The sequence below is a fragment of the Bacillus sp. AFS098217 genome, from assembly GCF_002551815.1.
GTDB lineage: Bacteria > Bacillota > Bacilli > Bacillales > Bacillaceae_G > Bacillus_A.
The window spans coordinates 57,048-82,230 of sequence record NZ_NVPR01000038.1 but is presented as its reverse complement, the minus strand read 5'-3'; the positions used below and the strand labels follow the sequence as shown (position 1 = coordinate 82,230).

Annotated in this window: 26 protein-coding genes and 1 pseudogene; 25 read left to right on the top strand and 2 right to left on the bottom strand. The window is 35.8% G+C overall.

The genetic code is table 11. The annotated features are described in order from the left end of the window. Positions 1–7: 7 nt before the first annotated feature. Positions 8–982: an asparaginase gene (locus tag COO03_RS11190; RefSeq protein WP_097897256.1), complete on the bottom strand. Its 975-nt coding sequence runs from the start codon at positions 980–982 to the stop codon at positions 8–10. Between the two features lie 171 nt (positions 983–1,153). Between COO03_RS11190 and COO03_RS26985 the strand changes: the two genes are divergently transcribed. From COO03_RS26985 to COO03_RS11150, 8 genes are all read left to right on the top strand, one after another. Next, positions 1,154–1,327: a DUF5359 family protein gene (locus COO03_RS26985; protein WP_097897255.1), complete on the top strand. Its 174-nt coding sequence runs from the start codon at positions 1,154–1,156 to the stop codon at positions 1,325–1,327. Between the two features lie 130 nt (positions 1,328–1,457). Next, positions 1,458–2,135, top strand: a complete 678-nt coding sequence (gene cmk / locus COO03_RS11180; RefSeq protein WP_097897254.1) for a (d)CMP kinase — start codon at positions 1,458–1,460, stop codon at positions 2,133–2,135. A 347-nt stretch (positions 2,136–2,482) separates the two neighbouring features. Next, positions 2,483–3,631: a 30S ribosomal protein S1 gene (rpsA, locus tag COO03_RS11175; RefSeq protein ID WP_097897253.1), complete on the top strand. Its 1,149-nt coding sequence runs from the start codon at positions 2,483–2,485 to the stop codon at positions 3,629–3,631. A 12-nt stretch (positions 3,632–3,643) separates the two neighbouring features. Next, positions 3,644–4,693 (top strand): type 2 isopentenyl-diphosphate Delta-isomerase, encoded by a 1,050-nt coding sequence (gene fni / locus COO03_RS11170; protein ID WP_097897252.1) that lies wholly within the window; start codon positions 3,644–3,646, stop codon positions 4,691–4,693. Between the two features lie 136 nt (positions 4,694–4,829). Next, a complete protein-coding gene (locus COO03_RS11165; protein ID WP_097897251.1) occupies positions 4,830–5,768 on the top strand; it encodes an ABC transporter ATP-binding protein in 939 nt (312 codons plus the stop codon). Positions 5,769–5,779: 11 nt separating this feature from the next. Then, positions 5,780–6,523 (top strand): ABC transporter permease, encoded by a 744-nt coding sequence (locus tag COO03_RS11160; RefSeq protein ID WP_097897250.1) that lies wholly within the window; start codon positions 5,780–5,782, stop codon positions 6,521–6,523. Beyond that, positions 6,520–7,506, top strand: coding sequence for an ABC transporter permease (locus COO03_RS11155; RefSeq protein WP_097897249.1), 987 nt, complete (start codon positions 6,520–6,522; stop codon positions 7,504–7,506). Before COO03_RS11160 ends, COO03_RS11155 begins: the two co-directional genes overlap by 4 nt. A 39-nt stretch (positions 7,507–7,545) precedes the next feature. Then, positions 7,546–10,110 (top strand): LuxR C-terminal-related transcriptional regulator, encoded by a 2,565-nt coding sequence (locus COO03_RS11150; protein WP_097897248.1) that lies wholly within the window; start codon positions 7,546–7,548, stop codon positions 10,108–10,110. A gap of 37 nt (positions 10,111–10,147) precedes the next feature. On the opposite strand, the gene COO03_RS11145 is transcribed toward COO03_RS11150, so the two are convergent. After that, entirely contained in the window at positions 10,148–10,282 is a 135-nt protein-coding gene (locus tag COO03_RS11145; protein WP_097897247.1) for a YpzI family protein, read from the bottom strand. 118 nt (positions 10,283–10,400) lie between these two features. On the opposite strand from COO03_RS11145, the pseudogene COO03_RS11140 reads away from it, so the two are divergent. The 17 genes and pseudogenes from COO03_RS11140 (at position 10,401) to aroB (ending at position 25,102) form a co-directional block, all read left to right on the top strand. Beyond that, positions 10,401–11,011 (top strand): annotated as a pseudogene (locus COO03_RS11140) (YphA family membrane protein). Continuing rightward, the gene (locus COO03_RS11135) at positions 11,004–11,897 is read left to right on the top strand and encodes a YIEGIA family protein (RefSeq protein WP_097897246.1); all 894 of its coding nucleotides are present in this window, start codon (positions 11,004–11,006) and stop codon (positions 11,895–11,897) included. The pseudogene COO03_RS11140 and the gene COO03_RS11135 overlap by 8 nt, the downstream one beginning before the upstream one ends. After that, positions 11,894–12,079: a capping complex subunit for YIEGIA gene (locus COO03_RS11130; protein WP_097897245.1), complete on the top strand. Its 186-nt coding sequence runs from the start codon at positions 11,894–11,896 to the stop codon at positions 12,077–12,079. Before COO03_RS11135 ends, COO03_RS11130 begins: the two co-directional genes overlap by 4 nt. 124 nt (positions 12,080–12,203) lie before the next feature. Continuing rightward, positions 12,204–13,514 carry a ribosome biogenesis GTPase Der gene (der, locus tag COO03_RS11125; RefSeq protein WP_097897244.1) on the top strand — a complete coding sequence of 437 codons (1,311 nt, stop codon included), beginning with the start codon at positions 12,204–12,206 and terminating at the stop codon, positions 13,512–13,514. Between the two features lie 18 nt (positions 13,515–13,532). Continuing rightward, complete coding sequence (locus COO03_RS11120) at positions 13,533–14,555, top strand: NAD(P)H-dependent glycerol-3-phosphate dehydrogenase (RefSeq protein WP_097897243.1); 1,023 nt, start codon at positions 13,533–13,535, stop codon at positions 14,553–14,555. A gap of 118 nt (positions 14,556–14,673) precedes the next feature. After that, complete coding sequence (locus tag COO03_RS11115) at positions 14,674–14,925, top strand: stage VI sporulation protein F (protein WP_141523196.1); 252 nt, start codon at positions 14,674–14,676, stop codon at positions 14,923–14,925. A 277-nt stretch (positions 14,926–15,202) separates the two neighbouring features. Next, on the top strand, positions 15,203–15,406 hold the full coding sequence (locus COO03_RS11105; protein ID WP_097897240.1) for a DUF2768 domain-containing protein: 204 nt from the start codon (positions 15,203–15,205) through the stop codon (positions 15,404–15,406). Between the two features lie 134 nt (positions 15,407–15,540). Then, on the top strand, positions 15,541–16,251 hold the full coding sequence (locus COO03_RS11100) for a hypothetical protein (protein ID WP_097897239.1): 711 nt from the start codon (positions 15,541–15,543) through the stop codon (positions 16,249–16,251). A gap of 248 nt (positions 16,252–16,499) precedes the next feature. Continuing rightward, the gene (gene spoIVA / locus COO03_RS11095) at positions 16,500–17,978 is read left to right on the top strand and encodes a stage IV sporulation protein A (protein WP_097897238.1); all 1,479 of its coding nucleotides are present in this window, start codon (positions 16,500–16,502) and stop codon (positions 17,976–17,978) included. Positions 17,979–18,275: 297 nt separating this feature from the next. Continuing rightward, positions 18,276–18,548, top strand: coding sequence for an HU family DNA-binding protein (locus tag COO03_RS11090; RefSeq protein ID WP_001043860.1), 273 nt, complete (start codon positions 18,276–18,278; stop codon positions 18,546–18,548). A 121-nt stretch (positions 18,549–18,669) separates the two neighbouring features. Continuing rightward, positions 18,670–19,239, top strand: a complete 570-nt coding sequence (gene folE / locus COO03_RS11085; RefSeq protein WP_026591201.1) for a GTP cyclohydrolase I FolE — start codon at positions 18,670–18,672, stop codon at positions 19,237–19,239. Positions 19,240–19,479: 240 nt separating this feature from the next. Beyond that, positions 19,480–20,235, top strand: a complete 756-nt coding sequence (locus tag COO03_RS11080; RefSeq protein ID WP_097897237.1) for a heptaprenyl diphosphate synthase component 1 — start codon at positions 19,480–19,482, stop codon at positions 20,233–20,235. A 30-nt stretch (positions 20,236–20,265) separates the two neighbouring features. Next, positions 20,266–20,979, top strand: a complete 714-nt coding sequence (locus COO03_RS11075; protein WP_097897236.1) for a demethylmenaquinone methyltransferase — start codon at positions 20,266–20,268, stop codon at positions 20,977–20,979. 31 nt (positions 20,980–21,010) lie between these two features. After that, positions 21,011–21,973, top strand: coding sequence for a heptaprenyl diphosphate synthase component II (gene hepT / locus COO03_RS11070; protein WP_097897235.1), 963 nt, complete (start codon positions 21,011–21,013; stop codon positions 21,971–21,973). A 125-nt stretch (positions 21,974–22,098) separates the two neighbouring features. Further along, positions 22,099–22,545, top strand: coding sequence for a nucleoside-diphosphate kinase (gene ndk, locus COO03_RS11065; RefSeq protein WP_097897234.1), 447 nt, complete (start codon positions 22,099–22,101; stop codon positions 22,543–22,545). A gap of 293 nt (positions 22,546–22,838) precedes the next feature. Further along, positions 22,839–24,011 carry a chorismate synthase gene (gene aroC, locus COO03_RS11060; RefSeq protein WP_097897233.1) on the top strand — a complete coding sequence of 391 codons (1,173 nt, stop codon included), beginning with the start codon at positions 22,839–22,841 and terminating at the stop codon, positions 24,009–24,011. Further along, positions 24,011–25,102, top strand: a complete 1,092-nt coding sequence (aroB, locus tag COO03_RS11055; protein WP_097897232.1) for a 3-dehydroquinate synthase — start codon at positions 24,011–24,013, stop codon at positions 25,100–25,102. The genes aroC and aroB overlap by 1 nt, the downstream gene beginning before the upstream one ends. The last annotated feature ends 81 nt before the right edge of the window (positions 25,103–25,183 follow it).

The following is a 25,183-nucleotide window of genomic DNA, read 5'->3' as shown; positions in this document are numbered from 1 at the left end:
TTATTTCTTAATCGTGCATAAACATTTTTTGGATTTTTTCTTGAGAATGAGCATTTTCTAGAGCGACTAGTAATTTAATACGAGCTTTTTGTGCATTTAATCCGTATGTGAAAATGACGCCCAGATCTTTTAATTGTTTTCCTCCGCCCTCGTAGGAATATACATCTTGGACAATTCCGTTAAAGCAGCGGGAAACGAGAATAATTGGAATGCCTTTGTTTATTAATCGTTGTAAGCTCGGAAGCGTTCTTGGAGGTAAGTTACCTTGTCCAAGGGCTTCAATCACGATTCCATCTACTGGCAAGCTTTCAATTGCAGCTAACAATGTATCGTCCATACCGGCGTATGCTTTTAATACAACAACGTTTTTTGAAATTTGTCGGATTGCATATGTTTCGTGATGAACTAAAGCATGATGGAAGACTACGCCGCGTTTTGTTACCATACCGATGGGTCCATACTGAGGACTTTGGAATGTCGCGACATTACTTGTATGTGTTTTGGTTACATTTGTAGCACAGTGGATTTCATCGTTTAATACGACTAGAACACCTTTTCCAGCCGCTTCATTGCTGCTTGCAACTTTTACAGCAGATAAAAAGTTATATAGACCATCAGCACCTAATTCGTTGCTAGAACGCATCGCGCCTGTTACAACGATTGGAATATTCGCTTGCACTGTTAAATCAAGAAAATAGGCCGTTTCTTCTAATGTATCCGTACCATGTGTAATGACTACACCATGAATGCTTTCATGTTTCACTCTTTCATCAATGATGACTTGTAATTGTAACATCTCACTCGGAGTCATATGAGGAGATGGAAGATGAAAGACATCCTCAACAATTAAATCAATATCATCTTCTAAATTAGGAATAAATTTCAAAAGAGGATTTTGTTTTCCTGGTTGTACAACCCCAGTTTCTTTATCTTCCTCCATTGCAATTGTTCCACCTGTGTGTAAAACTAGGATTTTTTTCAATGTTTGTACCCCTTTCAGTTAAAAAATACATTTAGAACATACCATGCTTTTAGTAAATTCGACAATGAAAATGTATAAAAGCTTGCATGGAAAATGACAATAACGTTAGATCTTACATTTTTTTATGGGTAGTTACTATAAGAAGATGAGAATGAAAAGGGGGCGCCTTTTTTGAAAAAGATGGAGAGAGTTTTAATTCGTATATTAGTGATTCAGTTTATTTGCCTTTGCGTTATTCAATTGCTCTTCATGCAGGAATTTCCGATTAAGTATTTGTCAAAAATTGTTTATTATGAAGGGGTTATGACGAAAGATACAACGGATATTTTACAGGTGAATAAGTAGTTTTCATTTTCTTCTAGGGAGGATTATGCTACAATAATTGAGGACTTAATGGCGTGAAACAAACGGAGAGAAGCAGGGGGATGTACCTGCTTTTCATTTTGTTTTATAAGTGAAAAAATGAGGTGTTACAATGGATAAACGAATTTCAATTGCGATAGATGGTCCAGCGGCAGCTGGGAAAAGTACGGTTGCGAAGGTTGTTGCAAAAGAACTTTCATATGTCTATATTGATACAGGTGCAATGTATCGTACTCTTACATACGCTGCGCTTGAACAAAATGTGGATATTGAAAATGAAGAAAAATTAATGGATGTTTTAAAAAATGTACATATCGAATTTCAACAAGGAGAAAATACACAACTTGTCTTTTTAAATGGACAAGATGTATCTGAAGTGATTCGTACACCAGACGTAACAAATCGTGTATCTATTGTTGCAAAGCATCGTCTTGTTCGTGAAGAAATGGTACGCCGTCAACAAGAATTAGCTGCAAAGGGTGGCGTCGTAATGGACGGTCGTGATATTGGTACACATGTATTACCTAATGCTGAAGTGAAGATTTTTATGCTTGCTTCTGTTGAAGAAAGAGCGGAAAGAAGACATCTAGAAAATATGAAGAAGGGTTTCGCCTCCAGTTTAGAGCAATTAAAAAAAGAAATTGCCCAGCGTGATAAATTGGATTCTGAGCGCGAAGTTTCTCCACTTAAAAAAGCAGATGATGCATTAGAATTAGATACAACCTCCTTATCAATTGAAGAGGTTGTCCAAAAAATCATGAACATTATTTCTGAAGTGTTTGCGAAATAAAGAAAGAGGAATATTCCTCTTTCTTTATTTTTTTGTTTATTTCTTCTAAAAATATCAAGATAGTAGTGAATCATAAGACGCTTCCCTTGACAAATAAGCCAATTTGTAAGAAGTTAGTTAAAGAGGGATAGAACTGTCAGAATATATTCGCTATTATATTTCAAAACATACTTTATTCAAGGCAAATTTGCTGTATACTAATTATATAGGTTTTATGTATTTTCCTATAAAGTGTATTGGAATTGGGTATGTGTGGAACATTTCTTATAACATGCAAATGAAAGCATTTGTTTTCATTTCGTATATACATAAAAAAGGCTTTGTCAATTCTGTAGGGAGGTATTTCAATGGTAGAGAAAATGAATGAAGAAGTGATGGATTCAAAAGCATTACAAGTGGGTGACGTTGTTACGGGTTCTGTAACAAAAGTTGAAGAAAAACAAGTTCTTGTAAATGTTGGATACAAAACAGATGGCGTTATTCCTATTAGTGAATTAGCTAACGTTCATATTGAAAAAGCGAGCGATGTTGTAGAATTAGACCAAACTCTTGAGTTGAAAGTTATTAAATTAGAAGATGACGATCTTGTTTTATCTAAGCGAGCTGTTGATGCAGAGAAAGCGTGGACAGAATTACAAGAGAAATTCAATTCTGGTGATGTATTTGATGTTACTGTAAAAGATATCGTGAATGGTGGTTTAGTTGTGGATCTTGGTGTCCGCGGATTTATTCCAGCTTCACTTGTAGAAGTACATTATGTAGAAGATTTTACTGAATACAAAGGGAAAACATTAGCGGTGAAGATTGTTGAACTAGATCGCGAAAAGAACCGTGTTATTCTTTCACATAAAGCGGTAGTAGAACAAGAATTAGATTCTAAGAAAAAAGAGGCTATCTCTTCTTTAAAAGAAGGAGATATTGTGGAAGGAACCGTGCAAAGATTAACGGACTTTGGTGCTTTTGTTAACGTTGGCGGTGTAGATGGTTTAGTTCATATTTCACAAATTTCCCATGATCGTGTTGAACAGCCTTCTGACTTATTAGAACAAGGACAAAAGGTAAAAGTAAAAGTATTATCCGTTGATGCAGATACACATCGTATTTCTTTATCAATTAAAGCAGCTCAGCCAGGTCCTTGGGAAAATGTTGCTGCTGAAATAAAAGTGGGAGATGTTCGAGAGGGAACAGTAAGACGTATTGTTACGTTCGGTGCTTTCGTGGAAATTTTACCAGGTGTAGAAGGACTTGTGCATGTGTCACAAATCGCAAATCGTCACGTGAAAAATCCAAATGAAGTATTAGAAATGGGACAAGAAGTGAAAGTGAAAGTACTTGAAGTACATGCAGCAGAAAAACGTATTTCTTTAAGCATAAAAGAAGCTCTTGAAGAAAATAATGTAACAGAAGATTATAGCCAATATGAGCCAGCTTCTGAGTCTGCAACTTTCCAATTTAGTGATATTATCGGTGAACAATTGAAAAAATTAAAGAAATAAAGAGGGGTACAAGTGGCAAGGGCAAAACGTAAATTAGAACATATTGAATACGCTCTTTCCACCGGGCAGTCTCGTACACACGGCTTTCATGATATTGAATTTGTCCATCAAAGCTTGCCAAATTCAAGTTATGAAAGTATTACATGTGAAACAAAAATCGGCGAACTTTCACTAAGTTCGCCGATTTTTATCAATGCGATGACTGGCGGTGGTGGAGATCAAACATTACATATTAATGAACAGTTAGCGTATGTAGCGAAACATCATAAACTTGCGATGGCTGTCGGTTCTCAAATGGCAGCGTTAAAAGATGAAAGAGAAGCATCCTCTTATCGAATTGTTAGAAAAGTAAATCCAAACGGACTTGTTTTTGCAAACTTAGGTAGTGAAGCGACAGTTGAGCAAGCAAATCGTGCGGTTGACATGATTGAAGCCAATGCTTTGCAAATCCATTTGAATGTTATTCAAGAATTAACGATGCCAGAAGGTGATCGAGATTTTACAGGAGTATTAGAACGGATTGAAAAAATTGTTCGCAGTTCTACAGTACCTGTTATAGTGAAAGAAGTAGGTTTTGGAATGAGTAAAGAAACAGTGCGGCAGTTAGCCGATGTAGGCGTGACAGCTGTAGATATTGGTGGTCAGGGAGGGACAAATTTTGCTGCTGTGGAAAATGAAAGAAGGAAGCGAATGCTTTCTTATTTTAATGATTGGGGTATTCAGACGGCTCCCTCAATAATAGAAGCATCCTCTACAAATAATAACCTCTCTCTCATTGCATCTGGCGGCATACAAACTGCGCTTGATGTAGCAAAAGCAATTGCGCTAGGGGCACAGGCGACTGCTTTTGCCGGATGTTTTTTACGTATATTGATGAATGAAGGTACCCAGAAATTAATGGATGAAATAGAACTTTTACATATGGATTTACAGTTTATTATGACGGCTCTTGGAGCTAGCACAATATCTGAACTTCAGAAAGTGCCACTCATTGTGAAAGGCGATACGTATCATTGGTTATCGCAACGTGGGATTGATACTACACACTATAGTAAGAGGTAATGCTTTTTAAGTTTTTTGTAGGTTATTCATAAATCAAAATAAGATAAGAATAAAAAATCAACCGAAAGAATCAACCGTTCGGTTGATTTTTTTTATGTATCTGTTTCGTACAATGAAGAGGAAAGGAGAAGATGGTATGAACAAAATTATTGAAGTGGATAAAGTAACGAAGTGCTATGGGGACTTTGCAGCGCTATCTAATATTTCGTTTTCTGTATGGGAAGGTGAAATTTTATGCTTTCTTGGGCCGAATGGGGCCGGGAAAAGTACGCTTATTCACTTATTATCAACAATATTGAAACAAGATAAGGGAGAGATTTTATTTGATGGGAAGAATTATAAAGGAAATGAACGATATATAAAAAGTTTTTTAGGAATTGTTCCGCAAGATTTAGCCATATATGAAGAGGTATCAGCTGAAAAGAATGTTGCATTTTTCGCCTCTCTCTATGGCTTGAAGGGAGATGAACTGCAAGAATCTGTAACAGAAGCTTTACAATTTGTTTCTCTTTTAGATAAGAGAAAGGAAAAACCAAAAACTTTTTCTGGTGGCATGAAAAGGAGATTGAATATAGCGTGTGCAATTGCCCATAAGCCAAGAGTCATTATTATGGATGAGCCAACTGTAGGGATTGACCCGCAGTCCCGTAATCATATTTTGCAATCTATCCAGCATTTAAGAGAGAAGGGGGCTACGATTTTATATACGACACATTACATGGAGGAAGTAGAGGGAATTTCAACTAGAATTATCGTGATTGATCGTGGGGAAGTCATTGCGGAAGGGTCAAAAGAAGAATTGAAAGAACATATTATGAATGATATATGTTATTCCATTGAATGTGATGGGATTACAAAAGGAATCGGAGAAGAGTTATTTATAGTAGAAGGAGTAAGAGATGTAAAAGTAACAGGAGAATTATTGCAAATTACTGTGATAAAGGGTGTAGAAAATTTAGATAAGGTGATTGCTCTTCTTATGAATAAGGGTGTAAAAATAAAAAATATGACAAGTGAAGTAGCTAGTTTGGAAACTGTATTTTTACAACTTACGGGGAGAAAATTAAGAGATTGAAGGTGGTTCATATGGGATTTTTAACCCTTTATAAAAGAGATATGATGAACATTATAACAAATCCCCCTCTTGTATTAACGAATACAATTTTCCCTTTATTGTTTATCGTGATTCTTGGTTATTTAAGTAGTGATATCTATGGAGAGGGGGCGATTACCTCTTATGATTATTATGGGATTACGATATTAATTTATAGTGTATTAAATGTTTCTATGACAGCATCAAATAGTTTCATGGAATCAAGTTTAAAGAGCAGTAATTTAAGAGTCATGTATAGTCCGATTCGTACTTCTTATGTATATATAACGAAGGTATTAGCGACATTTACATTTACTTCTATTTGCTTACTATTTGTAATGCTGGTGACACATATATGGCTAAAGGTATCGTTTGGGGGCCGTTATGCTATTTATGTAGTTATAATAGCGCTATTGTTTAATATGCTTTCTTCTGTTGTAGGAATACTATGTTGTTGCATTTTAAAAAGTGAAGAAGTGACAAATGCGATATTAACAATTATAAATAATATTTTTGCAATTTTGGGCGGTATTTTCTTTTCGCTTGATGGATACGGAGACATGATCCGTGTTGTATCGTATATTTCTCCTGTGAAGTGGGTTGTAGAATGTATGATGAAAATTGTGTATGATCACGATTTGAGTTTATTTGGTGTAACAGGGAGTATATTCATTGTGTTGTCTAGTTTAGGGCTATTTTTCTGTTCCGTCTTTTTTAAAGAGGAGGATTATGTATGAATGAAATTGGGATTATTTTTAAGTATAATTTAAATCGAGTTTTAAGTAAAAAGAGCTATGTATTTTTAACGATTATGCTGACGAGTGTTTCAATCGCTCTTGCAATTTTTTTCACATCAAAATTTGAGATGAAGGGCAATATTGCCTATGTAACGAATGGGAAGCATGTTGAAATTCAAGCAGAAGGGTTTCAGGTTACTAAGGTGAAGGAAGCACCCAATATGTCAGAGTTTGTGATGAAAAAATACGATGCAGCCATTGCTATGAAGGAGAATGGTCAGCTGGATATAAAAACAATAAAAGGGAAAGCGTTTAAGGAAGAAATAGAAAATGCTATTGGGAAAAAGAGAAATCAATCTGTTCATACGAAAGAGACACGCAAAATTGGTACAAATATATTAGGGTATGTTTGTATGTTTGTTTTATTAGGTAGTGTTATGTTTATGCACTTTTATAAAGAGGATCGAGAAAAGAAAATATTGATTCGAATTGTATCTTCAAAAATACGGATAAACAATTATCTATTGGGGCATATTTTGTTCGTATTCTGTATGCTATATATCCCGATATTTCTCATTTTGATGATTGAAAAGAGTATTTTTAATGTGAAAATAGGATTTAGTTATTTAGAATATAGTTATATGTTAGCAATTCTTGTTTTACTGGGAATTTCTTTTTCTTTATTTATGAGCACGATAATAAAGAAAGAAGATAACGTCGTTATGTTATCTTCTTCAATAATTGTTCTTACATCTATTTTGTCGGGGTTGTTTTTTCCTGTAAAAGACAATGGGACAATAATTGATTGGTTTGTAAGAATGCTTCCTCAAAAACAGTATCTTCTATTTATTGAATCAATTGAAAATGGTCATCGTATAATTGATAATATAGGTCATTTTATATATGTTGTAATAATTATGATGCTATTTTTCGCAATGAGTGTATGGATGCATAATAAAATGGTGAAAACGGGTAAAATTTAGGATAAACTGGGAATTGAGAATGAATGACAAGGTGATAGGATGAATATAGAATTTCAAATTCTTTCGACTAAACTTATGCCTCCAGTTCCGCGACAGAATTACGTAAAAAGGGAGAGCATATTTCGGAAGCTACAAGATTTAGATAATTATAAGTTAATTGTAATAAAAGGTGCAGCTGGCAGTGGGAAAACCACTGTCTTGGCATCGTTTTTTAAGGAATATCCAAGGTTACCAGTAGCTTGGATTTCATTAGATGAAGAAAATAATACATTGTTTTCTTTTTGGTATTATGTGTTGGAGAGTTTACGCGTTTTTTTGAAAGAGGAAGAGGAGATTTTTACTTTATTCCAAACAATTATGCACAAGGAAGACATGAAGTATATTGTCATAGAGCTTATTAATCTATTAAGTAAAGAAGAAAATATTACAATTGTTTTTGACGATTTTCACTATATTGCGGATCGTGAGGTAAATGAGTCTATAAGATATTTTTTAAAACATTCTTCTCCTAATATTCGAATGATTATATTAACAAGGGATGAACCGAATATATATACCGGAGAATTATTGATGGCAGGAACGATTTTAGAAATTGGTGACAAAGATTTAAAATTATCCTTTCATGAAGGGGTTCAATTTATTCAAGAAACATTGGGATTAAATATCAAACGGGAACTTGTTCAAAAAATGAACGGATTAGCTGAAGGGTGGATTGGTGGGCTTCAGCTTCTTGCGCTTGCGAAATTAGATCGGCGTAATGATATCGAAAATATAAAGGCTCTTAATAAATATGTAATCACATATTTATCAAATGAGATATTAAATGATTTAAAAGAGGAGGAAAAAGATTTTCTAATCAAAACTTCGATTTTAAGCTATTTTACGGAAGGAATCTGTAATCAATTTTTAGGAAAACCAAATGAAAAGGAAATATTAAAACGATTATTTCAAAAGAATTTATTTATGACAGTGATTGATGAAGAGAGAGGAATATACCGTTACCACGCCATTTTTCAACAATTTTTACAACATTGTTTTGAGAAGTTAGAAAAAGAAGAGAAGGAGGAACTGTATTTACGTGCAGCTTATATATATGAACAGCTAGGAGATTTTGATGAGTGTGTAAAGGTATTGTTAGAGGCGAAAGATTATGAAGCAGCTTTAGATAAAATTGAAAGATATGGACAGAATCGAAATGGCTGGGGATATCTACACCATATTCCACTATCCTTTGTTGTGAGACGTAAGGAATTGGCTTTTCAGCTTATATTTTATTATTACTGCAATTTGGAATTAGAACGCTGCGTAGACATATTAACAGTTATTTATGAACAAAACAGTGAATCAGAATATTGGAGGGTATTTGAATTTTGTAAAGCCTTAATTGTGGAAGAAAATTTATATGTAGATGTAGCGTTTATCACTGAAATGGATGAGATGAATATGAGTGATGTGACGAAAGCAATTATTTATGCGGAATTATCGTTTCTTCTAAGGTTTCAGGAACGAGTTAAAGAAGCTATATATATGCTCCACAAGGCTCAAATGCTTGAACAGAAAATTAAAAATCCATATGTAAAGATTGTTATTTTAAGTTCATTAAGTCAAATAAAAGAAGATTTAGGAGAATTAAATGAATGTGAAAAGTTATATGGTGAAATATTTTCGTTCATTGAGAAGCATCCAATTTTGAGGACAATGTTAGAAAGCTGTTATATTGGAGTAACAGGTATTTATTTAAAACGATTGCAATTAGATTTGGCGGAGCAGTCTTTAGAAAAGGTTTCGCAAGGAGAGTCCGCTTTAGAAAAAGGGTATTTATATAATGTTATGGAACTTCAAATTTTGAAAGGGAATTATCCGAGTGCAGTAGAGATAATTCGTCAGTTACAAGCATTTCCTGTATATCAACAATATTTAGCATCTTTATTAAAATATGCAATAGAGCTTGAGGGAGAATATAGAGAGCAAATCAATCTGTTTGTTTCCATGTACCATCAAAAGAAGATAAAAAAACGTTTGAGAATGGAAGATAAGCTATTATATGCAAAAATTTTATCCTGGAAAGGGAATATACAGGAGTCACTACATGTAATTGATGAGGTTGCAGAAATTACAAGAAAAAACAAAATGCGGATTGTACTCATTGAATCATTGTTATTGAAGGTTTGTATATTAGAAAAAAATAAAAAAGGGAAACGAGAACAGCTAAATCTATTGAGAGAAGCTATCTATTATAGTTATGAAAATAGTATCCTGTCACCATATAAATTAATGGAAAAACAATTGAAACCATTATTCGTATGCTTGAAAAAAGAAAGGTTACAAGATTTAAATAAGGCAGAACAAGATTTTTTATTTCAATTATTAGGAGAAAAGCAAAAAGAAGAAATAGACCCAATGTTAAGTCAGCGAGAATTAGAAGTGTTAGGTGTCTTAGCTACTGGGGTGAGGAATAAGGAAATTGGTGTAAAACTTTATATTTCTATTTCAACAGTAAAAACACATATTATTAATATATATACGAAGCTTCAAGTTTCTAATCGTGTAGAAGCAGTTAACAAAGCGTTAGAGATTGGATTAATAACACAGGAGAAGAACTGAAAAAACAGCTAATATGAGCTGCTTTTTCAGTTCTTTTTTAATGTTGATTTTGTTTTCTTGCTTGCTCTGGTGTATCAAGCCCTGTTGCACCAGGGTATTGCAGTGATTGATTGCGATCAGACTCAACGCGGCGCGATTCCTTTAGTTTCTTTTCTTGACGATCTTTTCCCATTTTTGTATCCACCTCCTTATTACAAAGTGTTGCTGTTATAAGAAAAACTATACAGAAAGAAGAAAAGGATTAGTTTTTATAAAAAGTTCCCATAATGGAAATGATAGGAGGGAAAAATATGGAGGGAAATTATTTTTATTTTTTAGCATGGGTGGGCTGGATTGTTGCAACATTTTTTATGAAAAAAGAATCTGTTCGTTGGAAGGTAAGTGCCGTTATATTAATATTTATTATTTGCTCGCAAATAACAGTATCTATCGCTTCTTTCACGATATCAGTAAATGCTCTTTTACTTGGCATCATTTCTTTTTTAGGGATTACGCTATATTCTATTTGGAAAAAATTATACGTCTTACTTTCAGCACTTATCATCGCTATGTTATATACAAGTTTTCGTTTATTAGAAGTGTATGATCCAATCTGGATTGTTATGAATCGAACCTTTATGTTAAGTGGCGCTCTTGTATATGCATCAATATTGTTACACGAGGACCGTTTGTTGCGTCTATGCTCTTTATATGCGGGAGCGTTACAAGGGGAAATATTAGTAACGTTTATTTTCCGCAAGCTACATTTCCCGTATGAATTTGGTAGTTTGGCATTTTTTGATATCGTTGCTGTTTCTACGCTGATTGTTGCAATTTTGATTTGGATCGCAAAAGTATCGGCTTATACAGGGCAGCTTAGGAAAAAACATGTAAAAGAAAGGCAAGGGTAATACATGACTGAATATACACCAGCCATTTTGTGTGGCGTGATTGCAGGAACAGTAACAAGAATTTTTATGCTGCGTACAGATACAAGACAATATCCTACACGTTTACATGGGAAAATTATTCATATTGCTATGGGATTAATCGCAGCAGCTTTAGGGGCGATTGCAATTCCATCGATTTTGAAGAAAGATTTTTCAGCAATTACTTTCTTGACGTTAGCAGCAACTCAATTTCGTGATGTGCGAAATATGGAAAGGAATACATTGCAACAATTAGATGGGTATGAACTTGTACCGCGTGGAAACACATATATTGAAGGAATAGCCATAGTGTTTGAAAGTCGCAACTATTTAGCGATGTTAACATCATTTGCGACAACATTCGCATATATAGGCTTTCATTCATGGATTGCTGGCGTAGTTGCTGGTATAATAGGACTCTTTATTGCCAAAATATTGATGTCTGGTAAAAGATTGAGTGATCTTGTAGATATTGAGTATAGTCCTCTTCACTTTGAAGGGGCTGGACTCTACATTGATAACATTTATATTATGAATATTGGATTGCCAGCACGGCAAGAAGAAATTATGAAGTATGGAATGGGCTTTATTTTAAAGCCTAAGTCTATAGATGCAATGGTAACGATTGCCAACCTTGGGCAACGACAAGCGATTTTACATGATGTTTCAGTAGCATTAGGGATATTTAGAGATTCTGGAACACCCGCGTTAGCGCCACTAGCTAAGCGTGATTTAGAGGATGGAAGAGTAGGTGTATTTGTACTTCCGCAAGATCGAGATGTAGAAAAAGCGATTGCTGTAATAGGGAATGTACCAACATTAGAAAGTGCGGTTCACATGTCATCAGAAGCTCCGAAAGGAAGGGGCGATACAAGATGATATTAGAGAGTTATATTCTTGCTGTTATTACAACGATGCCAGAAAAGTTTGCTGGTGGGGCACCGCTATTTGTTTGTGAGTCAAAAGAAGAGATGGAGTTTGTCGCAAATAATTTAGAAGCAATTTTAGATGGCATTGCCCATCGTTTGCAAGAGAATGTATATATTATTGTGAAACATTAGTAACGTGTGATATAATATGAGATGTTTTGATATGATAAGAAATATTCTGGAATGCAAATCCCTTCTTGCACAAAGAAGGGTTTTTTACATAATAAACAGAAGCAGATTGAAAGGATGAAAGTATATGCCGAAACCAGTAGTGGCAATAGTAGGCCGCCCGAACGTAGGGAAATCTACTATTTTCAATAGAATTGTTGGAGAGAGAGTTTCCATTGTAGAAGATATCCCAGGTGTAACGCGAGATCGCATTTATAGTGCAGGAGAATGGTTAAATCATGAATTTAACATTATTGATACAGGTGGAATTGATATTGGAGACGAGCCGTTTTTGACACAAATTCGTCAACAGGCAGAAGTAGCGATTGATGAAGCGGATGTTATCATTTTTATGACAAACGGCCGTGACGGTGTAACTGCAGCAGACGAAGAAGTTGCAAAAATTTTATACCGTTCTAAAAAACCGGTTGTACTTGCAGTGAATAAAGTAGATAATCCAGAGATGCGTAATGAAATTTATGACTTCTATGCATTAGGATTTGGTGAGCCATTTCCAATCTCAGGTACACATGGCTTGGGATTAGGGGATTTATTAGATGAAGCTGCGCAGCATTTTCCAAAGGTTGAAGAAGAGGCATACGATGACGAAACGATCCGCTTTTCATTAATTGGACGTCCGAACGTAGGTAAATCATCACTTGTAAATGCTTTGCTTGGTCAAGAACGTGTAATCGTAAGTAATGTAGCAGGAACGACACGTGATGCCGTCGATACACCATACACGAAAGATGGCCAAGATTACGTTATTATTGATACAGCTGGGATGCGTAAAAAAGGGAAAGTATACGAGAGTACCGAAAAGTATAGTGTACTTCGTGCACTAAGAGCGATTGAACGCTCTGACGTTGTCTTAGTTGTTTTAGATGGTGAAGAAGGAATTATTGAGCAAGATAAAAAAATCGCTGGCTATGCACATGATTCAGGACGAGCTGTTATTATCGTTGTGAATAAGTGGGATGCAGTAAAAAAAGATGAAAAGACAATGAAGGCATTTGAAGAAAATATTCGTGCGCACTTCCAATTTTTAGATTATGCACCGATTGTATTTTTATCTGCGAAAACGAAAAAACGTACACAGACATTATTACCGGTTATTAATGAAGTGAATGAAAGCCATAGCATTCGCATACAAACGAATGTATTAAATGACGTAATTATGGATGCGGTGGCGATGAATCCAACACCAACACATAATGGACAACGTTTGAAAATCTTCTACGCAACGCAAGTCGCGGTGAAACCACCGACATTTGTTGTATTTGTAAATGATCCAGAATTAATGCACTTTTCATATGAGCGCTTCTTAAAGAATCGTTTGCGTGAGTCGTTTGGCTTCGTAGGAACGCCAATTCGAATTATTTCTAGAGCAAGAGACTAATGGAGAGGATGTGATTTTATGAAAAAAATCACAGTAGTAGGAGCAGGTAGCTGGGGAACAGCGTTAGCGATGGTATTAGCTGACAATGGTCATGATGTACGTATTTGGGGAAATCGTTCTGAACTCATGGATGAAATGAATATGAAACATGAGAACAGTCGGTACCTTCCAGGGATTACATTGCCAAGCACAATCGTAGCCTACTCTTCTTTAGAAGAAGCATTAGTAGATGTAGATACAGTACTTTTAGTTGTACCGACGAAAGCGTACCGGGAAGTATTGCAAAATATGAAAGAAATTGTTTCAGGACCAATGACTTGGATTCATGCGAGTAAAGGAATTGAACCAGGAACTTCAAAACGTATTTCGGAAGTGATTGAAGAAGAAATTCCAGCGCATCTTATTCGAGATGTTGTTGTCCTATCAGGACCAAGCCACGCGGAAGAGGTAGGGCTTCGTCAAGCTACAACTGTTACTGCCGCTGCTAAACGTATGGAAGCAGCTGAAGAAGTGCAAGATTTGTTTATGAACAGTTATTTCCGAGTATATACGAATCCAGATATCATTGGGGTAGAGCTTGGTGGGGCATTAAAAAATATTATTGCATTAGCCGCTGGAATCACAGATGGACTTGGATTAGGAGATAACGCGAAGGCAGCACTAATGACGCGTGGTTTAACAGAAATTGCTCGTTTAGGAAGAAAGATGGGCGGAAACCCACTAACGTTTGCTGGTTTAACAGGAATGGGTGACTTGATTGTAACTTGTACAAGCGTTCATAGTCGAAATTGGCGTGCTGGAAATATGCTTGGAAAAGGACATTCTTTAGAAGAAGTACTAGACAGTATGGGAATGGTCGTTGAAGGTGTAAGAACAACGAAGGCAGCTTATGAATTGGCAGAGAAAATGGAAGTTGAAATGCCAATTACATCAGTCTTATACGATGTGCTGTTCAATGGAAATAATGTAAAAGATGCAGTAGGTTCATTGATGGGGCGTGTTCGAAAGCATGAAGTTGAGGCTATCCCTGATTTATTGTAAATAAAAGCTATATAGGTGCCTTTCGCACTTATATGGCTTTTTTGTTTTTCTGGGTCTTTTCACCATTTTATTTCTTTTTGCATACGATAAAAAGTAACTTGAAGAGAGGGTGAAGGAAATGGATCAGAACATTTTCAATAATATTGAGAAAGAAGCGAAAGTGAATAAAGATGATATTTTTAAATTAGCATCATCTGTACAAAATGCGAATTTACGTGATGAGAAAGTGCTCCGTCAATTGATTCATCAAGTTGCTATAATGGCAGGGCGAGAGGTACCGAAAGAGCAAGAAGATCAAATTGTAAAAGCAATTATTAATAATAATATGCCGACAGACTTTAGCTCGTTGGGTAAGATGTTTAAAAAATAAAGTATGAGAAACACAGAGTTTATAGATTGCATATGATAGCTATGAAGAAATGGAAATAGAGCTGTTTTTGGGCATATTTGGTCAACCGAAGCATTCGCTTCGGTTTTATTTTTGTTTTCACACTTGGTGGCATCATGGATTAATGGATTTGAAAAATATTTGTAGTAAAAGTTTGGGTGAGAAAAGAATTCATAATAAAATCATGAATTTTATTTGTTTAAATTTTTTAATTTGTTAAAATAGTATAAAAACGGAGTGAGGATAAAGGGGTGTGCATATGTCGGAGGGGCTTATAAAAATGTGGTTTTCTTTAGGGGCAATGGGATTTATGTTCATGGCGGTAATCTTTATTTTGATAAGTAGACATAGAATGAAGAGTAAATTTTTGAAAGGGATTACAGCGGGTGTTGCGTATACACTTGTGATCATATCTGGGATTGTTATTTTCCTTGTTGTGTTTAGTGGACCAGTGGAGCAATAAAGGAAAGGTGTTTTTTATTTTGCGACGAATCGTGACAGCTAAAAAATTATAAAATTTCACTAAACATAGTGGTCTAATTGCTTTCATAGCGGTAACGAGGTATACACTAGCAAGATGATAAAGGGGGATTGTCGTTGAAAAAAGTCTATATTATTTTAATATTTTGTTGTACAAGCATTTTAGCAGGGTGTATGTATCCAAGAGAAAATATGAAACAAAATGCTGTCCCCTATGAAGATCAGTTACAAGCTGTTCAAAATGCTGTTCATACATATAAAGAGCAAAATAATGGTTTGTTACCTATAAAGACACGTGACATGAGTACACCAATTTATCAAAAATATCCTATCGATTTTCAAAAATTAGCACCGCGTTATATGCAGGAAGCGCCAGGGAATGCATATGAAAGTGGTGGTGTATACCAATATGTATTAGTAGATGTCGAAACAAATCCAACGGTAAAGTTAATTGATGTAAGAATAGCAGAACAAATTCAAGATGTTACGCTAAAATTGCGAATGTATCGGGATGAACATCAATATCCGCCTTTTAAAAAGGTTATTGCGGATGGTGTGTATGAACTTGATTTTAAAAAGATGGGATATAAAGATGTACCGCAAGTAACTAGCCCTTATTCTGGAAAAGGATTGCCCCTCGTAATGAATGAAAAAGGGGAGATTTTTGTTGATTATCGAATGGATTTATATGAAATGCTACAAAAAAATGAAGGGAATCTTAAAGAAGGTGAGGATATTCGAAATATGCTTCTAAAGGACTCACCATTTGTACCTGCATATTCTTTACCCTATACAGTAAGAAACGGGGAGCCAATTTTTTTTAAATGATAAGTCATGAACCTTTCTTCTAGCGAATAAGTTCTAGAAGAAAGGTTTTTTCATGTAATACAACTTGTGATGCAAACAAAAAGTTCTTTTTAAATAGTCATATGAAATTGGGACAAAATCATATGATATATTGTCCGAACTTCCAGAATATCTTTATGTTATATCAGATATTATAGGAAACATCAGAGAGGGTATGATTTGTTAATAGAACTTGAATTATTCCCAAAAATTTTGAGGGAGGGAATCACTTGGAAAAGGTAGACATTTTTAAAGACATTGCTGAGCGCACAGGCGGTGATATCTATTTCGGAGTTGTAGGGGCTGTTCGAACAGGGAAATCAACGTTTATAAAAAAATTTATGGAGCTTGTTGTTATTCCGAATATTGAAAATGAATCAGATCGGCAGCGTGCGCAGGATGAATTACCCCAAAGTGCTGCTGGACGTACGATTATGACAACGGAGCCAAAATTTGTTCCAAACCAAGCGGTTTCCATCCACGTTGATGACGGTCTTGAGGTAAATATTCGATTAGTAGATTGTGTGGGTTATACAGTTCCTGGAGCGAAAGGTTATGAGGATGAGAATGGTCCGCGCATGATTAACACGCCTTGGTATGAAGAACCTATTCCATTCCATGAGGCTGCTGAAATCGGAACACGTAAAGTGATTCAAGAGCATTCTACTATTGGGGTTGTCATTACAACTGATGGAACGATTGGTGAAATTCCAAGACGGGATTATATAGAAGCAGAAGAGCGCGTAGTGAATGAGTTAAAAGAAGTAGGAAAGCCATTTATCATGATCATTAATACTGTACAGCCGTACCATCCAGATACGGAGCAGCTACGTCAAAGTTTATCAGAAGAATATGATATCCCGGTAATCGCGATGAGTGTAGAGAGTTTAAGAGAAACAGATGTATACAATGTACTTCGAGAAGCTTTGTTTGAATTCCCTGTTTTAGAGGTGAATGTAAATCTTCCGAGCTGGGTAATGGTGTTGAATGAGGGGCATTGGTTACGTCAGAGTTATCAAGAAGCTGTTCAAGAGACAGTTAAAGATATAAAACGGCTTCGTGATGTAGATCGTGTCGTTTGGCAATTTAGCCAGTATGAGTTTATTGATCGGGCAAGTTTGGCTGGGATTGATATGGGGCAAGGGGTAGCCGAGATTGATTTATATGCGCCGGATGAGTTGTACGATCAAATTTTAAAAGAAGTTGTAGGTGTAGAAATTAGAGGGAAAGATCATTTGTTAAAGCTTATGCTTGATTTCTCTCATGCGAAAACAGAATATGATCAAGTTTCAGATGCTTTACGAATGGTGAAACAAACCGGATATGGTGTAGCTGCCCCAGCTCTAGCTGATATGAGTCTAGATGAACCAGAAATTATTCGCCACGGGTCACGATTTGGTGTGAAATTAAAAGCTGTTGCGCCATCTATTCATATGATTAAAGTAGATGTTGAATCCACATTTGAACCGATTATAGGTACCGAAAAACAAAGTGAAGAACTTGTTCGTTACTTAATGCAAGATTTTGAAGATGATCCGCTATCAATATGGAATTCTGATATCTTTGGACGTTCGCTTAGTTCAATTGTCCGAGAAGGAATTCAAGCGAAATTGTCTCTAATGCCAGAAAATGCACGCTATAAATTAAAAGAAACATTAGAAAGAATTATTAACGAAGGATCTGGTGGATTAATTGCAATTATATTATAGGAAAAATCCCTCTGCATGCAGAGGGATTTTTCATTTTTGTAGTGAATAATAGGAAAAATAAATAGCAATTATCTAATACTTTGTTGCATATTGTCAAGTTTCATCAGTTTTTCACATTTTCGAGGTAACAATTTCTTTAAAAATATTGAATTATACAGGAGAATCGTATAATATAGGCGTTGATAATGATTTATCTACATCTTTGTAGTATAGAATTTGTAAAAATTGCCTACAAATGAAAGTAAGACTCATTTTATGATCATTATACAGTCCTATCTTTGGGAGGAGGTGAATGGCATGAACAAGACAGATTTAATCAATGCTGTTGCAGAAGCAAGTTCCCTTTCTAAAAAGGATGCAACAAAAGCAGTTGACGCTGTTTTTGATTCTATCTTAGAAGCTTTAAAACAAGGTGATAAAGTACAATTGATCGGATTCGGTAACTTCGAAGTTCGTGAGCGTGCGGCTCGTAAAGGACGCAACCCACAAACTGGTGAGGAAATTGAAATCGCTGCAAGCAAAGTACCTGCATTCAAACCTGGTAAAGCGTTAAAAGATGCGGTTAAATAATCCTTACATATTAACAGGGAAGAAGAGTTTCCTTTTTGGAGACTCTTCTTTTTGCTTTTAAAATCATAAATATGCTAGAATGTGTTCGTATCACTTTTAGGTTTTTCGGGAGGGCTAGCGGATGGCAAAAGTTAATTTAGAACAAATTGAGCAAGCAGTGCGCCTTATTTTAGAGGCAATTGGAGACGATCCAAATCGCGAGGGAGTACTTGATACACCAAAACGTGTTGCAAAGATGTATGCAGAAGTATTCTCAGGGATGCATGAAGATCCAAAGGAACACCTGCATAAAGTATTTGGAGAAGATCACGAAGAGCTTGTATTAGTAAAAGATATTCCATTTTATTCGATGTGTGAGCATCACCTTGTTCCGTTTTATGGAGTTGCTCATGTTGCATATATTCCACGTGGTGGAAAAGTCACAGGTTTAAGTAAGTTAGCTCGTACGGTAGATACAATTGCACGCCGTCCACAACTTCAAGAACGTATTACATCAACAGTAGCTAATTCTATTATGGAAGTACTAGAACCACATGGCGTGATGGTAGTTGTGGAAGCAGAACATATGTGCATGACAATGCGCGGTGTGAAAAAACCTGGTGCAAAAACAGTAACTACAGCAGTGCGTGGCGTATTAGAAAATGATGCAGCAGCACGTAGTGAAATTTTGTCTTTTATTAAGACGAAGTAAAGAAAAGCGGGAAACTGCTTTTCTTTTTTATTTATCTTGCTATTTTTGGCAATAATAGCACCGATTGGCGGTGGATAACAAGTAATGGAGATCAGAAAAAACTTGTTAATTACAGTTTCACGTTATTGTGTATATAGGGCTTTACTTGCAGTTTGTTTGAATCAACCAAGTTTTGGTTATAGAAAATAGACTGTATGTGTTATAATAAGTTTTATGAATTAGAAAACAAGGGTGATTTTTGTGTGTGACATCTACGGAGGGTATGCGGGTATAAAGGAGCAGTTGCTAGCAAAACTGCGCCATCCTTATTTTATAAATTATATTGAAGAACCAGTTATTGATGAGGAAAAAGTAGTACTTTTATATGCTGCTTTAAAGAGTGCAAATTTACATAAAGAACAGATTGATCACTATGTGGTAACGATTATGCTTGTACAAATTGCTCTTGATACACATGAAAAGGTATCAAATAAAGCGGATAAAGAAACAAGTGGATTTCATAAGCGTCGTCAACTCACAGTCCTTGCGGGTGATTATTATAGTGGCTTGTATTATTATTTACTTTCAATGAATTGTGATATTGTACTTATTCGTGCACTTGCTGAAGGAATCAAAGAAATTAATGAACATAAAATTATGTTATATCAGAAGGAGTATCAAATAGTTGATGAAGTCATTGAAAGTGTGATGATGATTGAATCAGCACTTCTGCAGAAAACATGTGACCATTTTCATTTACCGCATTGGAAGCCGTTTATGGCGTATGTATTAGGGAGAAATCGTCTTCAAAGAGAGTATCAATTGCATGCTGAAAGACAAAATGTACCTGTTTTTCAAGCGGTTCAAGCAACTCTATCAAATGATGATGACAGAAACGTGGAAACCGTCTTTAAAGAGTGGTTAGAAGAAATGAACAAACAAGAACATACATTTCTACAAAGTCATAAAGAAATTGACGGTATAGTTTCTACTTTAAAAGACAAATTGAGAACATAAGCAATTTTATATTGGAAGAAGGGTAAGAGCATGCAGCAATCAAAAGAAGAAAGAGTACATGACGTATTTGAGAAAATCTCTGATAAATACGATGTAATGAATTCGGTTATTAGTTTTCAAAGACATAAAGCATGGCGTAAAGAAACAATGCGAATTATGGATGTAAAACCTGGTAGTAAGGCATTAGATGTGTGCTGTGGAACTGCGGATTGGACAATTGCGCTTGCTAATGCTGTTGGTCCAAACGGAAAAGTATATGGTTTAGATTTTAGTGAAAATATGCTATCTGTTGGTAAGGAAAAAGTAAAGGCTTTAGGATTAAAACATGTAGAACTTATGCATGGGAATGCAATGGAGCTTCCGTTTGAAGATGATACATTTGACTATATAACAATTGGTTTTGGATTGCGTAACGTTCCAGATTATATGCATGTATTAAAAGAAATGACTCGCGTGGTAAAGCCGGGTGGAAAAGTGATTTGTTTAGAAACATCACAACCAACGATGATAGGTTTCCGTCAAATGTATATATTGTATTTTAAATATATTATGCCGTTGTTTGGAAAGATGTTTGCAAAAAGTTATAAGGAATATTCATGGCTTCAGGAATCCGCTAGCACATTCCCTGGGATGAAAGAATTAGCAAATATGTTTGAAGCTGCTGGACTTGAGCGTGTGCAAGTGAAACCATTTACTTTTGGGGTAGCAGCTATGCATTTAGGGTTTAAACCCGAATCAAAATAGAAAAAAGACGTTTTAGGTTAAGGTGAACAATATGAAGTTACAACTTATGTACTCTTTTTTACGATCGGATATTAATGTAATAGAAAAAGAATTAAAAAAGGTTGTTGCCTCAGAGCAGCAGTTAGTGGAAGAGGCGGCGTTACAGCTCATTGAGGCTGGTGGGAAACGAATTCGCCCTGTTTTTGTATTGCTTGCAGGGAAGTTTGGGGACTATAAGTTAGATGCAATTAAGCATGTGGCAGTTGCATTAGAACTCATTCATATGGCTTCCCTTGTTCATGATGATGTGATTGACGCAGCACTTTTGCGACGTAGTAGTGCGACGGTGAATGCGAAATGGGGAGATCGTATCGCAATGTATACAGGGGATTATTTGTTTGCGAAGTCCCTTGAGTGCATTACGAATTTAGAAGTTCCAGCAGCTCATCAAGCTTTATCTTACACGATTTTGGAAGTGTGTAAAGGTGAAATTGAACAAATTAAAGACAAGTATAACTATGATCAAAATTTAAGAACATATTTGCGAAGAATAAAGAGAAAAACAGCGTTGTTGATTGCTGCGAGTTGTCAGTTAGGAGCAATTGCTTCAGGTGCGAATCGTGATACTGTACAGCGTTTGTTTTGGTATGGGTATTTTGTTGGTATGTCTTATCAGATTATTGATGATATTTTAGATTTTGTCTCAACAGAAGAAAAGCTTGGAAAGCCTGCAGGAGGCGATTTGTTGCAGGGGAATGTTACGCTGCCAGCTTTGTATGCTATGGAGGATCCAAAGCTTCGTGAAAAAATTGTATCAGTTCATGAAAATACAACGGCAAGTGAAATGAAAGAAATTATTCATGCGATTAAAATGAGTCCAGCAATTGATCAAGCATTCGCATTTAGTGAACGTTATTTACATAAAGCATTAGAAGTAATAAAACCATTACCGCGCGGGCAGGCAAAATATGCTTTGCAAAATGTTGCAAAGTATATTGGAAAAAGAAAATTTTAATGGTTTGTTCTTAAAAATAAAATAATCTCTCTATTTCAAAAATATTGCACAATTATGATAAGGGTGTTAATATGTGTGTGGGGATGTACAATTACATACATAATTTAGAAGTGGAGAGATTTTTTATGGAAAAAACATTTTTAATGGTAAAACCAGACGGTGTACAACGTGCTTTCATTGGGGAAATTGTAGCCCGTTTTGAGAAAAAGGGCTTTCAATTAGTTGGCGCGAAATTAATGCAAGTTACTCCAGAAATTGCAGGAAAACATTACGCTGAGCACACAGAAAAACCTTTCTTTGGTGAGTTAGTAGATTTCATTACATCTGGTCCTGTTTTTGCGATGGTATGGCAAGGTGAGGATGTAGTAAATACTGCTCGTAACATGATGGGTAAAACAAAACCAAGTGAAGCAGCACAAGGTACAATTCGTGGCGATTTTGGTTTAACAGTTGGGAAAAATATTATTCATGGTTCTGATTCTGTAGAAAGTGCAGAACGTGAGATTGGTATCTTCTTCAAAGAAGAAGAATTAGTAGACTACTCAAAATTAATGAATCAATGGATTTACTAATTATTTCAAGATAATTTGTAAACGCTTTAATCATTGTGATAATAGTGAAAAGTGCAAGGAGAATAGAATTATTCTTCTTGCACTTTTTTAAAATTTCAATTGGTTACGAAGCTAGGTTGGTTGTGATATATTGATACTTAAAGTAAATGGCAAATCAATATGATAGGCCAATGAAAAATGTGGTAAAACAGGAAGCTTATTTACTACATAAATTTTTAATTTTCTTATAGAATTATGAGAGATAATCGTTTTTTACATAGCGTGAAAAATATATATGAAAAGAGGAATGACCGATGCGATATATTACAGCTGGTGAATCTCATGGTCCCCAACTTACAACGATTTTAGAAGGGGTTCCAGCGGGACTATCTTTAGTGGCGGATGATATAAACGAAGAATTAGCACGAAGACAGAAAGGATACGGCCGCGGAAGACGAATGCAAATTGAAAAAGATCAAGTGCAAATTGTTAGCGGTGTTAGACATGGAAAAACAATTGGATCTCCAATTGCACTTGTTGTTGAAAATCGTGATTTTACACATTGGACAAAGATTATGGGAGCAGAGCCTCTAACAGAACAAGAAGCAAAAGAGATGAAAAGACAAGTTACAAAGCCTAGACCTGGACATGCTGATTTAAATGGTGCGATTAAATACGGCCATCGAGACATGAGAAACGTACTTGAACGATCCTCGGCACGTGAAACGACAGTTCGTGTTGCAGCTGGTGCTGTCGCTAAAAAGATTTTAGCTGAATTAGGCATACAAGTTGCTGGACATGTTGTGGAAATTGGTGGTGTACGAGCAGAAAAACTTACATACAGCTCTATTGAAGAATTACAAACCATTACGGAAGCATCTCCTGTGCGTTGTTTAGATGAAGAAGCAGGTAAAAAAATGATGCAAGCTATTGATGATGCGAAGGCAAATGGTGATTCTATTGGTGGGATTGTAGAAGTTGTTGTAGAAGGAATGCCGATTGGGGTAGGTAGCTATGTGCATTACGATAGAAAATTAGATGCAAAATTAGCAGCGGCAGTTATGAGCATTAATGCTTTTAAAGGTGTAGAAATTGGAATTGGATTTGAAGCTGCGCATAGACCGGGCAGTCAAGTTCATGATGAAATTCTTTGGGATAAAGAAAACGGATATACAAGAAAAACGAATCACGCGGGTGGATTAGAGGGTGGTATGACAACAGGAATGCCCGTTGTTGTGCGCGGTGTCATGAAACCGATACCGACATTATATAAACCTCTTCAAAGTGTTGATATCGATACGAAAGAACCTTTTACTGCAAGTATTGAGCGCTCAGATAGCTGTGCTGTACCAGCGGCTAGCGTTGTAGCTGAAGCAGCTGTTGCGTGGGAATTAGCGACAGCTTTAATTGAGCAGTTTGGAGTAGATCGTATGGATTGTATTCGTGAAAATATTGAGAAACATAATGAATATGCGAGGGGATTTTAATGGAGAACATACATATTCAAACGAAATCAAAAGAGTATGGTGTATATGTTGGAAAAGATGTGTTGTCACATTTAACAATGCTTGTTCAAAATATGAAACCGGTTGTATCTAATGTAATGATAATTTCTGATGAATCTGTTGCTTCCTTGCATTTACAGACAGTTATGGATGCTTTACAAATAGAACAAAAAGTATTTTCATTTATTGTTCCTAACGGCGAAAAAGAGAAATCTTTCGAGAACTTTTATGCGGCACATACGTCTGCACTTGAAAATAAGATGGATCGTAACTCTTTAGTTATTGCACTGGGCGGCGGAATGATCGGTGATTTAGCTGGATTTGTTGCAGCGACATTTATGCGCGGTATTCGCTTTATCCAAGTCCCGACAACGTTATTGGCGCATGACAGTGCAGTTGGTGGAAAAGTTGCAATTAATCATCCATTAGGAAAAAACATGATTGGCGCATTTCATCAGCCAGAAGCGGTTCTGTATCATACACCTTTTTTAAATTCGTTACCGGAAAAAGAGTGGCGTTCGGGATTTGCTGAAGTCATAAAACATGCTTTGATCGGTGATGTAGAATTATATCATTGGTTAAAGAGTGAAGTGAAGACATTAGAAGATGTACGAGATGATAAATTAATCTATATATTAAAACGAGCGATCCCTGTGAAAGCGAATATTGTAGCGCAAGATGAAACTGAAAAAGGTGTACGTGCTCATTTGAATTTTGGACATACATTAGGACATGCCCTTGAAAAAGAGATGGGGTACGGTAACATCACACATGGTGATGGGGTTGCAATTGGTATGTTATTTGCCATATTTTTAAGTGAGCAAATTTATAAGATTGATCTTGCTTATAAAGAAATAAAACATTGGTTTTCTCAGTATGGTTATCCCGATATGCCAAGTCATTTGAATGTAGACCGTCTTGTACAAGTAATGAAACAAGATAAAAAAGCAAGCGCGGGGACAATTCATATGGTACTTATGCAGGAATATGGGGGAGTGAACGTCGTATCTATTTCAGATAAGACCGTTCACGTTGCGTTAGCAGCATTTCAAAAGGATATGGCATCCGCTTAAATTCGCGTGTAATTCCCGACTTGTATACAACTACGAATGTATTTTGTGAAAGAGATAGTACTGGATGATTATGCAAAGATA

Bases quoted from the DNA above. Each gene is read 5' to 3' on its own strand.
- cmk (WP_097897254.1), top strand. From the start codon at position 1,458: ATGGATAAACGAATTTCAATTGCGATAGATGGTCCAGCGGCAGCTGGG.
- rpsA (WP_097897253.1), top strand. From the start codon at position 2,483: ATGGTAGAGAAAATGAATGAAGAAGTGATGGATTCAAAAGCATTACAA.
- COO03_RS11165 (WP_097897251.1), top strand. From the start codon at position 4,830: ATGAACAAAATTATTGAAGTGGATAAAGTAACGAAGTGCTATGGGGAC.
- COO03_RS11160 (WP_097897250.1), top strand. From the start codon at position 5,780: ATGGGATTTTTAACCCTTTATAAAAGAGATATGATGAACATTATAACA.
- COO03_RS11155 (WP_097897249.1), top strand. From the start codon at position 6,520: ATGAATGAAATTGGGATTATTTTTAAGTATAATTTAAATCGAGTTTTA.
- COO03_RS11150 (WP_097897248.1), top strand. From the start codon at position 7,546: ATGAATATAGAATTTCAAATTCTTTCGACTAAACTTATGCCTCCAGTT.
- COO03_RS11145 (WP_097897247.1), bottom strand. From the start codon at position 10,282: ATGGGAAAAGATCGTCAAGAAAAGAAACTAAAGGAATCGCGCCGCGTT.
- COO03_RS11135 (WP_097897246.1), top strand. From the start codon at position 11,004: ATGACTGAATATACACCAGCCATTTTGTGTGGCGTGATTGCAGGAACA.
- COO03_RS11130 (WP_097897245.1), top strand. From the start codon at position 11,894: ATGATATTAGAGAGTTATATTCTTGCTGTTATTACAACGATGCCAGAA.
- der (WP_097897244.1), top strand. From the start codon at position 12,204: ATGCCGAAACCAGTAGTGGCAATAGTAGGCCGCCCGAACGTAGGGAAA.
- COO03_RS11120 (WP_097897243.1), top strand. From the start codon at position 13,533: ATGAAAAAAATCACAGTAGTAGGAGCAGGTAGCTGGGGAACAGCGTTA.
- COO03_RS11115 (WP_141523196.1), top strand. From the start codon at position 14,674: ATGGATCAGAACATTTTCAATAATATTGAGAAAGAAGCGAAAGTGAAT.
- COO03_RS11105 (WP_097897240.1), top strand. From the start codon at position 15,203: ATGTCGGAGGGGCTTATAAAAATGTGGTTTTCTTTAGGGGCAATGGGA.
- COO03_RS11090 (WP_001043860.1), top strand. From the start codon at position 18,276: ATGAACAAGACAGATTTAATCAATGCTGTTGCAGAAGCAAGTTCCCTT.
- folE (WP_026591201.1), top strand. From the start codon at position 18,670: ATGGCAAAAGTTAATTTAGAACAAATTGAGCAAGCAGTGCGCCTTATT.
- COO03_RS11075 (WP_097897236.1), top strand. From the start codon at position 20,266: ATGCAGCAATCAAAAGAAGAAAGAGTACATGACGTATTTGAGAAAATC.
- hepT (WP_097897235.1), top strand. From the start codon at position 21,011: ATGAAGTTACAACTTATGTACTCTTTTTTACGATCGGATATTAATGTA.
- ndk (WP_097897234.1), top strand. From the start codon at position 22,099: ATGGAAAAAACATTTTTAATGGTAAAACCAGACGGTGTACAACGTGCT.
- aroC (WP_097897233.1), top strand. From the start codon at position 22,839: ATGCGATATATTACAGCTGGTGAATCTCATGGTCCCCAACTTACAACG.
- aroB (WP_097897232.1), top strand. From the start codon at position 24,011: ATGGAGAACATACATATTCAAACGAAATCAAAAGAGTATGGTGTATAT.